Annotated in this window: 13 protein-coding genes; 10 read left to right on the top strand and 3 right to left on the bottom strand. The window is 70.5% G+C overall.

The annotated features are described in order from the left end of the window. Window positions 1-9: 9 nt before the first annotated feature. The 9 genes from LPH33_RS15080 to LPH33_RS15040 all read left to right on the top strand — a co-directional run bounded on the left by LPH33_RS15080 (window position 10) and on the right by LPH33_RS15040 (window position 7,653). Window positions 10-1,179 (top strand): glycosyltransferase family 4 protein, encoded by a 1,170-nt coding sequence (locus tag LPH33_RS15080; RefSeq protein ID WP_229565050.1) that lies wholly within the window; start codon window positions 10-12, stop codon window positions 1,177-1,179. A 38-nt stretch (window positions 1,180-1,217) separates the two neighbouring features. Then, entirely contained in the window at window positions 1,218-1,607 is a 390-nt protein-coding gene (locus LPH33_RS15075) for a polyketide cyclase / dehydrase and lipid transport (protein WP_198430731.1), read from the top strand. 112 nt (window positions 1,608-1,719) lie between these two features. Next, on the top strand, window positions 1,720-2,157 hold the full coding sequence (locus tag LPH33_RS15070) for an SRPBCC family protein (RefSeq protein WP_016693835.1): 438 nt from the start codon (window positions 1,720-1,722) through the stop codon (window positions 2,155-2,157). A 23-nt stretch (window positions 2,158-2,180) separates the two neighbouring features. Then, window positions 2,181-3,389: an ArsA family ATPase gene (locus LPH33_RS15065; RefSeq protein ID WP_016693834.1), complete on the top strand. Its 1,209-nt coding sequence runs from the start codon at window positions 2,181-2,183 to the stop codon at window positions 3,387-3,389. Then, window positions 3,377-3,793: a hypothetical protein gene (locus tag LPH33_RS15060; protein ID WP_229565049.1), complete on the top strand. Its 417-nt coding sequence runs from the start codon at window positions 3,377-3,379 to the stop codon at window positions 3,791-3,793. The genes LPH33_RS15065 and LPH33_RS15060 overlap by 13 nt, the downstream gene beginning before the upstream one ends. After that, a complete protein-coding gene (locus tag LPH33_RS15055; RefSeq protein WP_229565048.1) occupies window positions 3,790-4,767 on the top strand; it encodes an ROK family glucokinase in 978 nt (325 codons plus the stop codon). Before LPH33_RS15060 ends, LPH33_RS15055 begins: the two co-directional genes overlap by 4 nt. Window positions 4,768-4,928: 161 nt before the next feature. Beyond that, a complete protein-coding gene (locus LPH33_RS15050; RefSeq protein WP_088897298.1) occupies window positions 4,929-5,717 on the top strand; it encodes a lysophospholipid acyltransferase family protein in 789 nt (262 codons plus the stop codon). 4 nt (window positions 5,718-5,721) lie between these two features. After that, window positions 5,722-6,213: a polyadenylate-specific 3'-exoribonuclease AS gene (locus LPH33_RS15045; protein ID WP_026061497.1), complete on the top strand. Its 492-nt coding sequence runs from the start codon at window positions 5,722-5,724 to the stop codon at window positions 6,211-6,213. Window positions 6,214-6,267: 54 nt separating this feature from the next. Next, the gene (locus LPH33_RS15040; protein ID WP_016693829.1) at window positions 6,268-7,653 is read left to right on the top strand and encodes a class II 3-deoxy-7-phosphoheptulonate synthase; all 1,386 of its coding nucleotides are present in this window, start codon (window positions 6,268-6,270) and stop codon (window positions 7,651-7,653) included. Window positions 7,654-7,721: 68 nt separating this feature from the next. On the opposite strand, the gene pknB is transcribed toward LPH33_RS15040, so the two are convergent. Continuing rightward, window positions 7,722-9,767: a Stk1 family PASTA domain-containing Ser/Thr kinase gene (pknB, locus tag LPH33_RS15035; protein ID WP_160875740.1), complete on the bottom strand. Its 2,046-nt coding sequence runs from the start codon at window positions 9,765-9,767 to the stop codon at window positions 7,722-7,724. A 178-nt stretch (window positions 9,768-9,945) separates the two neighbouring features. On the opposite strand from pknB, the gene LPH33_RS15030 reads away from it, so the two are divergent. Further along, window positions 9,946-10,317 carry an Rv2175c family DNA-binding protein gene (locus LPH33_RS15030; RefSeq protein ID WP_229565047.1) on the top strand — a complete coding sequence of 124 codons (372 nt, stop codon included), beginning with the start codon at window positions 9,946-9,948 and terminating at the stop codon, window positions 10,315-10,317. Window positions 10,318-10,349: 32 nt separating this feature from the next. Here the strand turns inward: LPH33_RS15030 and LPH33_RS15025 are convergent, their stop codons facing one another. Next, on the bottom strand, window positions 10,350-11,288 hold the full coding sequence (locus LPH33_RS15025) for a phytoene/squalene synthase family protein (RefSeq protein ID WP_016693826.1): 939 nt from the start codon (window positions 11,286-11,288) through the stop codon (window positions 10,350-10,352). After that, entirely contained in the window at window positions 11,281-12,867 is a 1,587-nt protein-coding gene (locus tag LPH33_RS15020; RefSeq protein ID WP_229565046.1) for an alpha-(1->6)-mannopyranosyltransferase A, read from the bottom strand. The genes LPH33_RS15025 and LPH33_RS15020 overlap by 8 nt, the downstream gene beginning before the upstream one ends. Between the last annotated feature and the right edge of the window lie 96 nt (window positions 12,868-12,963).

The raw sequence follows: 12,963 nt of genomic DNA, 5'->3' as shown, positions 1-12,963 counted from the left end.
GGTGGTCCCATGTCGCGGACCCTGCTGGTGACGAACGATTTCCCGCCCCGACCCGGGGGCATCCAGTCCTATCTGCACGCCTTCGCGAACCAGCTTCCGTCCGACGACCTGGTCGTCTACGCGCCGCGGTGGCGCGGCGACAGCCACGTGAAGTTCGACGCGCGGGTCCCCTTCGAGGTCGTCCGTCATCCCACGACACTGATGCTGCCGACCCCCGACGTCGCGCGACGGGCCACGCGACTGCTCACCGAACACGACTGCGACACCGTCTGGTTCGGAGCGGCTGCACCGTTGGCGCTGCTGGCGCCCGTGCTGCGCCGTGCCGGCGCCCGTCGCATCGTCGCCAGCACGCACGGCCACGAGGTGGGATGGTCGATGTTGCCCGCCGCCCGGCAGGCGCTGCGGCAGATCGGCGAGCACACCGACACCGTCACCTACGTCAGTCGCTACACGAGGGGGCGGTTCGCCTCCGCCTTCGGCCCCGAAGCAGGTCTCGAACATCTGCCGTCCGGGGTGGACACCGACGTCTTCCGGCCCGATCCGGCGGCGCGCGCCGAACTGCGGGCGCGCTACGGCCTCGGCGACCGGCCGACGGTGCTGTGCCTGTCGCGCCTCGTGCCGCGCAAGGGGCAGGACGTGCTCATCCGCGCGCTGCCCGCGATCCGGAAGCGGATCGACGGTGCCGTCCTCGTGATCGTCGGCGGCGGACCGTACGAGTCGCGCCTGCGGGAGCTCGCCCGCCGCACGGATGTCGAGGAGCACGTCGTGTTCACCGGTACAGTGCCGTCGGCCGAGCTCGCCGCGCACCACACCATCGCCGACGTGTTCGCGATGCCGTGCCGGACCCGCGGCGGCGGTCTCGACGTCGAGGGCCTGGGCATCGTGTACCTCGAGGCGTCCGCGACCGGGGTGCCCGTCGTGGCCGGCCGGTCGGGCGGTGCCCCGGAGACGGTGCGCGACGGGCGCACCGGCTACGTCGTCGACGGCACCTCCGTCACGGCCGTGGCGACCGCGGTGTCCGGTGTCCTGGCCGATCCCGATCGGGCCGCCGCGATGGGGGCGGCCGGTCGTGAGTGGGTCTCCACCGATTGGAGATGGGACGTCCTGGGCGCCAGATTGCGCGGTTATCTCGACGCCTCGGCGCCCCCGAACGAGACCGTGGCGCCGTCGGCGGGGTGACCGGACGGGCCGCCGGGCGATATGTGAAGCTGTCCTGCGTGAGCAGCATTCAGGTGGCGGATCAGACTTTCGTAGCGGCGCCCCCGGAGCGCATCGCCGAGGAGGTCGCGGCCCTCGATCGGTGGCGTGCGTGGTGGCCCGATCTCGCACTGACCGTGCGGGAGGACCGGGCCGAGAAGGGCATCCGGTGGGCGGTGTCGGGTCCGCTCGAAGGGACGATGGAGGTGTGGATCGAGCCGGTCCTCGACGGCGCGGTGATCCACTACTTCCTGCACTGCGAGCCGGCGGGTGTCGCGCCCGAGCGCATCGCGGGTCTCGACCTCGCGGGAATGAACCGCACGCGCCGGGTCCAGGGGAAGGTGATGACCTTCGAGGTCAAGCAGCGTCTCGAGGCCGGTCGTCCGGCCGGTGAACCGCCGCGGCACTGAAGCCACCGAAGGAGCGTCGTCCCGATACCGTTGTTCCCACGTGTGTGATAGACCCTCGGGGCGGGACTGATCGGTGTACACCCGAGGGACCGAGAAAGGGAGCCGTCACCACATGGCCGAGAAGACGAAGAGGTCGATCACCATCGACGCGCCGGCCGAGCGTGTCATGGAGGTCATCGCAGATTTCGATGCCTATCCGACGTGGGTGTCGGCGGCGAAGACCGTGGAGGTCGTGGAGCATCGTCCCGACGGCCGGGCCGAGCGCGTGCGCTTCGTCCTCGACGCCGGCATCGTCAAGGACACCTACGTCCTGCGGTACAAGTGGGCGTCCGACAACCGTGCTGTGAGCTGGGAACTCGAGAGCGGTGAGATCCAGAAGGCCCAGTCCGGCTCGTACGTGCTGACCGAGACCCCCGACGGCACCACGGTCGTCGACTACCAGCTCACCGTGGATCTCACGATCCCGATGATCGGTCTGTTCAAGCGCAAGGCGGAGAAGGTCATCACCGACACCGCGCTGAAGGAACTCAAGAAGCAGGTGGAGGGCTGAACGTCCGGCACGCCCCGGCCCGCGTGCGATGGTTCCTCGGCAAGGGCGGCGCCGGGAAGACGACCCTGGCCGCGGCCGAGGCGCTCGCGACCGCCCGTACGGGAGAGCCCGTGCTCGTCGTGTCCATCGACCGGGCGCACTCCCTCGGCGACGTGCTCGACCTGCCTCCGGCCACGAACCGGGACACAAGCGCGACGGACATCCGCACCGTCGAGGACAACCTCGACATGGTCGAGATCGACTCGTTGCAGCTGCTCCGCACGCGGTACGCGGTCCTCGCGTCGATGGCGGCGCTCGCCGGGACGCACGAGCACGCCGATCGGTTCGACCTGCCCGAGCCCGACGAACTGACCGGACTTCCCGGCGTCGAGGAACTGTTGGTGCTCGCGGAGGTCGCGCGACTCGCGGACAGCGGGAGGTGGGTTCTCGTCGTCGTCGACGCCCCGGCCTCCGGCGACGCCCTGCGCACCCTCACCGCGCCGCGTACCGTCGCCGACTCCCTCGAACGGATCTGGCCCCAGCACAGCCGGGTGGCGGCGGCCACCGGTCCGGACCCCCGCACGAGTGTCTTCGTCGCCCTGTTCGACCGGCTGCTGTCGGGGATCACCGCGGTCCGCGACCTGCTCGACGATCGCGGACGCAGCGACGCAGTGATCGTGGCGACGCCCGACCGCGCCGGTCGTGCCGAGCTCGCCCGGATGCGGTCGTGGCTCGCCCTCTCGGGTCTCCGCGTCGACGCGGTCGTCGTCAACGGCGTCGTCCCTGCGATCGGCGGTTCGGGTGCGGCCGCGCGGCTGCTCGCCGACCAGCGGGCCGCGCACGAGGCGATCGTCGCCGAGATCGGGGCGACCGTCACCGACGTCCCCGTGATCGTGTGCGAGCGCCGTGCCGCGGAGCCGGTAGGGTTGGTAGCTCTGGAGGAGCTCGCCACGGCGCTCCGCCGCGACGCGCCCGTTCCCTCGTCGGAGACCGACGAGCCGGTCCGGGTGCAGCACGAATCGGGAACGGGGGTGGGGTCGGTGTACGCGATGCGCATGTACCTGCCGCTCGCCGACCCCGCGTCCCTGACACTCGGGCGGATCGGCGACGATCTCGTCGTCGGCGCCGACGGCATGCGCCGCCGGGTGCGACTCGCGTCGGGGCTGCGCCGGTGCACCGTCTCCGACGCCGAGTTCGACGGAACCGATCTGGTGGTGCGATTCGTACCGGATCCGGCGGTGTGGCCGCTGTGAGGGACGATCACGAAGCCCTGATCTCCGAGTTGTTGCTGCTCGCCGACGCCGTGCTCGACCGTGTCGAGGGCACGGTGCAGCAGTTCGTCGCTGCGACCGGCGAAGCAGCTCCGCATCCCGCCCCCGATGCCGCGACCGGTTCGGCGGCGCCGGGTGATACCGCGACGTCCCCGAGCGGATGCGCGTGGTGCCCGCTCTGCGCCGCCGCAGCCCTCGTTCGCGGCGAGAACCACGAACTGGTCAGCAGGCTGGCGTCGAAACTGGCGGCGTTGATCGCGCTCCTGCGGGAGTTCCTCGCACAGTTCCTGCCCTCGACCGGCGGCGTCCCGCCCGAACCGACACCCGATCCGCCGACGCGGGATCGTCCGGCCTTCGAGCCGATCTCCGTCAACCTCCTCACGTGAACACGCACGATCCCCGCCTCACCGTCGGGATCGACATCGGGGGCACGAGCATCCGGGCCGCGGCCGTCGACCGGGACGGCGACGTCGTCGACAGTGTGCGCACGCAGACGCCGTCCTCCGCGGTCGCCCTCGAAAACGCGCTGCACCGGCTCGTCGAGCATCTGCGCGACCGCAACGACATCGCGGCGGTCGGGCTGGGGGTCGCGGGTTTCCTCACCGAGGACCGCACCACCGTGCGGTTCGCGCCGCACCTGCCCTGGCGCGACACGCCGCTCGCCGAGACTCTCACCGACCGTTTCGGACTGCCGGTCGTCCTCGAGCACGACGCCAACGCAGCCGCCTGGGCCGAGTACCGCTTCGGCGCCGCCGCGGGTAGCACGATCGCGGTGATGGTCGCGCTCGGAACGGGCATCGGCGCCGCGCTGCTGCTCGACGGCAGGATCTATCGCGGTGCCTACGGTGTGGCGCCCGAACTCGGTCACCTGCAGGTCGTGCCCGACGGTCGACCCTGCCCGTGCGGCAAGCAGGGGTGTTGGGAAAGGTATTGCAGCGGAACGGGTCTCGTGGACACGACCGTTGAGATGCTCGCGGCCGAACCCGGGCGGTCCGTTCTCGCGGGCGAGATCGCCTCGGATCCCGGATCGCTCACCGGCCGGCGGATCGCCGGCGCGGCCCACGACGGCGACCCCGTCGCGCTCGCGGCCTTCGACGATTTCGCCCGCAGGCTCGGGCTCGGACTGGCGCTCGTCGCCGACGTCTACGACCCCGAGCTCATCGTCATCGGGGGAGGGGTCTCCGGTTCCGCGCCGCTGTTCCTCGACGCCGCGCGCGAGCACTACGCGGCCGTGACCACCGGCTCCGGCCATCGTCCCCTCGCGCGCGTCCGGGTCGCGCAGCTCGGCGACGCCGCCGGGCTCATCGGTGCCGCCGATCTCGCCCGATCCGCGATCGAAACCTCACGACCGCCGCTGTAGGTGAGATTCGCTGTAGGTGAGATTATCGTCACGTCGACGGTGAAAGGGTGGGGTCGGGCACTGAGGCGATGTGCGAGTGGTAGTCGCGTCGTCGTAGAGTCGACCGGCGGGCGGTGCTGCACCGATCCGCGTGGGGGATGATCGGATTCGGGAAGGATGCCATGTGGTACTGGCTGTTCAAGTACGTCCTCCTGGGACCGCTGCTGTGGCTCATAGGACGTCCGAAGTTCGAAGGCGGCGAGAACATTCCGGCCCACGGACCGGCGATCCTGGCCAGTAACCACCGGGCCGTCCTCGATTCGTTCTACCTTCCCCTCCTCGTGCGCCGGCGGATCACCTTCCTGGCCAAGAGCGAGTACTTCACCGGTACCGGACTCAAGGGCGCCTTCCAGCGCTGGTTCTTCTCCTCGGTCGGGCAGGTCCCCATCGACCGCACCGGCGCCGACGCCGCGCAGGACGCGCTCAACGCCGGGGTTCGGGTGCTCGGCCAGGGCAAGCTGCTCGGCATCTACCCCGAGGGCACCCGCTCGCCCGACGGCCGTCTCTACAAGGGCAAGACCGGCCTGGCGCGACTGGCGCTGGAGACCGGCGTCCCGGTGATCCCCGTCGCCATGATCGGCACCGACCGGATGAACCCGATCGGGTCGAAGATGTGGCGACCGGCGAAGATCACCGTGCGGATCGGCGAGCCCATCGACTTCTCCCGGTTCGAGGGCATGGGCGGCAACCGCTTCGTCGAGCGCACCGTCACCGATGAGGTCATGTATTCGCTCATGCAGTTGTCGGGCCAGGAGTACGTCGACATCTACGCCGCCTCCCTCAAGAACAAGAGCTCGGCGGACGAGTCGGGCACGGCCGGGAACACGGACGCGTCGACGAACGGCAGTGCCGCGACTGCGCCGCAGGACGGTTCCGTCGCGGACCGTGTTCCCGACACGCGTGCCGGGTGAGCAGGTGCGCTACTTCTACGACTGCGAGTTCATCGAGGACGGACGCACGATCGAACTCGTCTCGATCGGTGTCGCCTGCGAGGACGGCCGCGAGTTCTACGCGGTGTCGACCGAGTTCGACCCGACCCGGGCCGGTGCCTGGGTGCGTCGCAACGTCCTCCCGAAGCTCCCGCCCCCGGCGCACCCCGCCTGGAAGTCGCGATCGAGGATCCGCGACGACCTGCTGAAGTTCCTCGTGCCCCGACCGGGCATCCGGCCCGAACTGTGGGCGTGGATCGGGGCCTACGACCACGTCGTGCTCGTTCAGCTCTGGGGGACCATGCCCGAACTCCCGGACGTCCTGCCCCGCTTCACCCGTGAGCTCCGGCAGTACTGGGAGGACTCGGGCTCCCCGCCCCTGCCCCCGGCGCCGGACGACAACCACGACGCGCTCGCCGACGCCCGTCACAACCTCGCGAAGTTCGAGGCGATCGAGGCTGCTCGCCGATCGCGGTGACGCGGGTAACGGGGTGCTGCGCCGCTTTCGGCCGTCACGCCATATCCTGGACGGGTGAACTGGACTGTCGACGTGCCGATCGACCGCTTGCCCGAACTTCCCCCGTTGCCCGAGGAGCTGCGTGCCGACCTCGACGCGGCGCTCGCAAAGCCGGCGCTGCAGCAGCCCAGCTGGCCCGAGGAACAGGCCGCGGCGATGCGCACCGTGCTCGAGAGCGTGCCCCCCATCACCGTGCCCCGCGAGGTCGAGGAGCTGCAGACCCAGCTCGCCGCCGTCGCTCGCGGTGAGGCCTTCCTCCTCCAGGGTGGCGACTGCGCCGAGACGTTCGCGGACAACACCGAGCCGCACATCAAGGGCAACATCCGCACGTTGCTGCAGATGGCGGTGGTGCTGACCTACGGTGCGTCGACGCCGGTCGTGAAGGTCGCGCGGATCGCCGGCCAGTACGCCAAACCGCGTTCGTCCGACACCGACGCGCTCGGTCTGCCGTCCTACCGCGGCGACATGGTCAACTCGCTGGTCGCCGATGCCGAGGTGCGCAGGCACGATCCGTCGCGCCTCGTGCGCGCCTACGCGAACGCGAGCGCCGCGATGAACCTCGTGCGTGCCGTCACCGCCGCCGGTGAGGCCGACCTGCATCGCGTGCACGACTGGAACCGGGCGTTCGTCTCGGCCTCGCCCGCCGGTGCCCGGTACGAGGCGCTCGCCTCCGAGATCGACCGCGGCCTGCGGTTCATGGACGCCTGCGGTGTCGTCGACCCGAACCTGCGCGCGGCGACGATCTACGCCAGCCACGAGGCTCTCGTCCTCGACTACGAGCGCGCGATGCTGCGCCTCGACAACTCGGGCGACAAGCCGCGCCTGTACGACCTGTCGGCCCACTTCCTGTGGATCGGCGACCGCACCCGTCAGCTCGACGGTGCGCACATCGCGTTCGCGGAGCTGCTGTCGAACCCGATCGGTCTGAAGATCGGTCCGTCGACCACCCCGGAGATGGCCGTCGAGTACGTCGAGCGCCTGGATCCGCACAACACGCCGGGCCGGCTGACCCTGATCTCCCGGATGGGTCATTCGAAGGTCCGCGACCTGCTGCCCGGCATCATCGAGCGGGTCGAGGCCTCCGGTCACAAGGTGATCTGGCAGTGCGACCCGATGCACGGCAACACCCACGAGGCGTCCACCGGCTACAAGACCCGTCACTTCGACCGCATCGTCGACGAGGTGCAGGGCTTCTTCGAGGTGCATCGCGCGCTCGGCACGCATCCCGGTGGCATCCACGTCGAGCTCACCGGCGAGGACGTCACCGAGTGCCTCGGCGGTGCGCAGGACATCTCGGATCTCGACCTGCACGGTCGCTACGAGACGGCGTGCGATCCGCGGCTGAACACGCAGCAGTCGATCGAACTCGCGTTCCTCGTGGCGGAGATGCTCCGCGGTTGATCACAGGGGAGATGCTCCGCGGTTGATGACAGCGGAGATGCCCCGCGGGTAGGGGAAAGGCGGTCGGATCAGGGCAGTGCGGTCAGCGTGACCGTGCTGCCCTGTTCTGCTCTCCGGCCCGCCCCGGGATTCTGGCCGATCACGACCGAGCGGTCGGAGTCGCCGAGCTGCCGCACCTCGACCTCGAATCCGAGGCGGGTGAGCTCGTCGCGGGCCGAGCCCACCGAGCGTCCCAACATCGACGGCACCTTCACTGCATTGGATACAAGGAGGGTGACGGTTCCGCCGGCACCGACGTCTTCGCCCTCCTCCGGGTCGGTGCCGACGACCCGTCCCTCGTCGACGTCGGCGTCGAAGACCTCACGGATCTCGCCGACGGTCAGTCCCGCTTCGTCGAGGATGCGACGCGCCTCGTCGACCGGGCGTCCGGTGAGGTCGGGCAGGGTCACCGGGGGTGATCCCTTGCTGATCACGAGCGCGACCTCCGCGCCTACGGGCAGGACGGTTCCGGGGGCGGGGTCGAGCGCGGCCACTCCACCCTCGGGCACCGTGGTGCTGAACGCGGTGCCGCCCTCGACCGGTTCGAAGGTGCGGCTCCGCAGTTCGTCCTCGACGACGGACCTCTCGCCGGCGCCGGGAATGGACGGGACGGTGGGCCTGCCGAGCGACACGAGCAACGCGATCGTGTCGCCGTCGGGGACACGTGAGCCCGCGGTGGGGTCGGTGCCCAGGACGGTGTCGACGGGAACGTCGTCGGAGTACTCGCCCCGGATCTCGCTGGACAACCCGGCCGTCTCGATCGCGGACACGGCCGCCGCCCGGTCGAGTCCCAGGACGGTCGGGACGTCGGTGAGGCGGCCGGCGCCGAGCCACCACCCGGCGATCCCCATGAACAACGCGAGCACGATGATCGCGGCGATCCAGCCTGCGGCGGACCGGCGTTGACGGCGACGGTCGGCGGCGTAGTCGGGCCGGGGTGCCACCGGTTCGGTGTCGGGACGCGGATGGGTGCGGGTCGCGACCCTGGTCGGATGCGGACGTGTGGCCGGTGCATCCGGGTCGGGCGTAACCGGCACGGCGGTCTGCACGGTCGTCGGCGCGTGCGAGTTCGCGGCGGCGGAGCCGGGAAGGACCGTCGTCGCCGGAGCAGGATCGGCGTGCCCGGCAGCGGCGCCGTCGACGGTACGGGTCGGTGCCGCGGCGTCGGAGTCCACCACGGGAGGCGTCCGCACCGCGGATCGTCTCGGAGCCGGAACCCGGTAGCGGGGGAGATCGAGCGTGTCGCAGATCTCGCCGAGCGCGTCGGCCATCACCTGCGCGTCGGCGTAGCGTTCCGACGGTTCGCGTTCGGTGGCCCGGCGGACGAAGGTGTCCAGTTCGGGCGGGACCCCGTCGATGGCCGAACTCGGATCCGGCACGTCCTTCTCCACGCGCTGGTATGCCACCGACAGGGACGTGTCGCCGGTGAAGGGGGTGCGGCCGGTGAGCATCTCGTAGACGAGCACACCGGCGGAGTAGACGTCGCTGCGCGCGTCGGCGCTGCCGACGGTCACCTGCTCCGGGGACAGGTACGCCGCGGTGCCGAGAATCACGCTGCGCGAGGTGGTGGTCGCGGCGGCGACCGCCCGGACGAGCCCGAAGTCGGCGATCTTCACCTCACCATTGCCGGAGATGAGGATGTTCTCGGGCTTGATGTCGCGGTGCACGAGACCCGCCCGGTGGGCGACCGCGAGGGCTCCGAGGACCGGCGCGGCCACGGCAGCTGCGGCGTGCGGCGGCATCGGCCCGCGTTCGCGCAGCAGTTCGCGCAGGGTGCCGCCCTCGACGAGCTCCATCACGAGGAAGACGTGATCGCCGTCCTGGCCCTGGTCGTAGACCGCGACGAGCCCGGGATGCGTCAGTCGTGCGACGGACCTGGCCTCGAACTCGAACCGTGCCAGGAACTGGGGATCGGCCGCGAACTGCGGATCCATGATCTTCACGGCGACGGGGCGGTCGAGACGCAGGTCGGTGCCGCGATAGACGGTCGACATGCCGCCCCGCGCGATCTGCGATTCGATGCGATAACGCCGGTCGAGCACGACGCCGACCAGTCGGTCGCCTCCAGCGGTCACCCGGTGTACCCCCGTGTCTCGTGATGGTGGGACGCCGGTACCCGGGCCTTCGAGGTATCGACGTGACGAAGCTCCGGCTCCGCGTCGGCGGAGCGATTTCGTCCCCGTCGATCGTAGCCAGCTCCCGTGGACGGTAGCCGCGTAGCTGCCCGCGAGGCCGCAGCGATAACGTGGTGGGGTGAGTGCAATCCCTTACTGCGACGACGTTCTCGACCGCTCCGTCCCCGTGGTGCAGCTCGTCGACGTGGCCAAGAGCCTCGGCGTCGCCACCTCCCGCGTGCAGCAGATGGTGCGCGACCGGCAGCTGCTGGCGTTCAAGCGCGACCGCGTGCCGGTCCTGCCCGAGGCCTTCCTCGACGACGAGGGGGACGTTCTCAAGGGTCTTCCCGGCCTGATCGCGGTGCTGCACGACGGCGGTTACGAGGACGACGAGATCCTGCGGTGGCTCTTCACCGAGGACGATTCCCTTCCCGGTGGATGCCCGGTGGCCGCGATGCACACGCAGTCCGCGCGCGAGGTCATGCGTCGGGCGCAGGCGCTCGCCTTCTGAGTCTCCGGGCCTTCTGAGTCTCCGGGGCGCCGTTATCGCTGCCGGAGCAGTGAGCCGGCGACGTACTCGGTGAGCATGACCGCGGCACGCGTGCGGCGCGGAACCGTCGCGCGCCGGTCGAGCACCCGGAACCCGCTGCGTTCGACCTCGTCGAGGATCCGCCCGTAGAGCGTGAAGGCCGCGCGGATACCGGGCCGGATCCGGTCGGGGAGTACCGCCAGCCCGGGTTCGGCCCTGCGATACTCGGCGCGGGTCAGCGCGACCGCGTGGGCGAGCGCCCGCCGGACCCTCGGATCGACCGCGCCGGTGCGCCGGCACTCCTGCAGCAGGTCGATGTCGACCCCGAACGCCGACCACAGGTCGAGCGGGATGTAGACGCGTCCGCGCCCGAGGTCCTCGCCCACGTCGCGGATGAAGTTGGTGAGCTGGAACGCCTCCCCGAGCGCGGCTGCGGCCGGCGGGGCGGCGGGATCGTCGACGTCGAGGATCGGCAGCAGTTCGAGACCGATCACCGCCGCCGAGCCGTACATGTACTCGCGCAGTTCCTCCATGGTCCGGTAGTGGGGCCGGAACCCGGGCGTGCCGGGCACGTCCATGCGCATGGAGCGGATGAAGGCGTCGAAGTACTCGATCGGGATGCGGTACTGCCGGATCGTGTCGGCGAGCGCGCGGACCACGAGACCCGTGTCGTCGAGTGGGCCGGGATCACCCGTGAGTGCGGCGTGCAGGCGGGTGTGCGCGTCGTCGACACCGCGGATCGCGGCCTCGGGGTCGTCCACGGCGGTGACGTCGACGATGTCGTCGACATGTCTGGCGAAGCCGTAGAGCGCGTGCACGGCGTGTCGTCGCGGCGCCGGCAGCAACCGGGTCGCGAGGTTGTAGGTGCGTCCGTGTTCGGCGGTGAGCTCGGCGCAGTAGGCGTAGGCCCGGGTGAGATCGTCGGCCGCGATCCCCGTGGGGCGGTCAGGCACGGTCGTCCCGGGCGGCGACGGCGGGCGATGCCGCTCGTGGCCGCAACCGCAGACGCAGCGGGTCGTAGGTGACCAGCGACCGGGCCGCGACGATCGAGGCGAACACCGCGAGTGCGACGTGCGCGATGTTGTACATCCCGATCGACCCGTCGGGGTTGAAGATCAGCATCAACCAGGTCGACAACGCGACGAGCACCATGAGCACCCGGGGGGACATCGCGAAGGCGGCGGCGACGGCGAGCGGCCAGGAGTAGTACCAGGGCAGCGCGGCGGGCGAGAGCAGGGTCACCGCGGTCAGTGCCACCACGATCCCGAAGATCGCGTCGCGTTCGGTGCGGCGGAAGCGCCACCACGCCCACACGAGGATCACCACCAGCGCGATCGCGCAGAGCATGCGCGTGATGTCGAGGACCGATCCGAGCCGCCACGGGGTGACCCAGGTGACGGCGTGCGCCATCATCGTCGGCAGCGACAGCCAGTTGATGATCTTCGACGAGCCGGACAGGGCGGTGAGCCACCCGATGCCCACACCGGCGAGCAGCGAGGTGCCGCCGAAGACCGCGGCGAAGACGACCAGTCCCAGACCGGCGGCCTTGGCGAACAGTCGGACGGGCGCTGCCGGCTCGCGTCCCTCGGCGCGCGCACGATCGCGTTCGTGGATCATCCACACCCACACCAGGAAGGGCAGCGCCAATCCTGCGGTGGCCTTGATCGCGGCGCCGAGCGAGACCAGGGCGATGCCACTGATGTGCCGGCCCTCGAGCACGAGCACGATGCCGGCGATCATGAGACCGACCATCAGCAGTTCGTTGTGCACACCGCCGACGAGGTGGATCAGCACGAGCGGGTTCAGGACCGCGAGCCACAGGGCGATCGCGGGATTCCCACCCATGCGACGGGCGAGTTTCGGCACGGCCCACGCCATGAGCGCCAGGCCGGGAAGCATGGTCAGGCGCCACAACCAGGTGCCCGTCACCACGTTGTCGTCGGTGATGGACGTGATGCCCGCACCGAGCAGGAGGTGGACGGGCCCGTACGGCGTGGTGGTCGTCGTCCACACGTTGCTGACGTTGTCGAGCAGGACGCCCGGATTGACGACCGGGCCCACCTCGTACGGATCGAAGCCGCCGCGCAGCAGTGCGCCCTGCGCGAGGTAGGAGTAGGCGTCGCGGCTGAACATCGGGGTCGCGACCAGCAGAGGAGCGGTCCATGCGGGCAGCACCGTCCACAGATCGCGCACCGTGACGTGGCCGGCGAGGGTCGCCCGGCCGACGCGCACCCACGCCGCGATCATGACGAGCACACCGACCCACAGGATGATCCGCGAGAGTAGCTGGCCGTGGCCGAAGCGCAACCACGACAGGTAGATGTCCTCGAGCAGCGGGTCGACGCGGCGGACACTGCCCGACCCGAAACTGCCGAAGGTCATGAGTACCGCGCCCCACGCGCCGAGCAACGCGGCGTGGCCGGCGGGACTCCTCAGGAATGCCTGCTTCGGACGCTCACCCGTCGGCGCCACCGTCCCCTCCGGCGCGGTCGAGGTCTGCGGCTCGGCGTCGGGCGAGGCAGGGGACGACATCGGTACGGTTCCTCCCCCGTGGACGTGTGGATGCGCGGCGCGCAGATAGCTGGCGAACGAGGACAGTTTAGTGGAGACGCGGAGCACGGTGCGCCC

The organism is Rhodococcus sp. RDE2 (assembly GCF_020885655.1).
Classification (GTDB): Bacteria; Actinomycetota; Actinomycetes; order Mycobacteriales; family Mycobacteriaceae; genus Rhodococcus; species Rhodococcus pyridinivorans.
The sequence above is the reverse complement of the archived record's forward strand: the minus strand, read 5'-3'. Positions and strand labels throughout refer to the sequence as shown.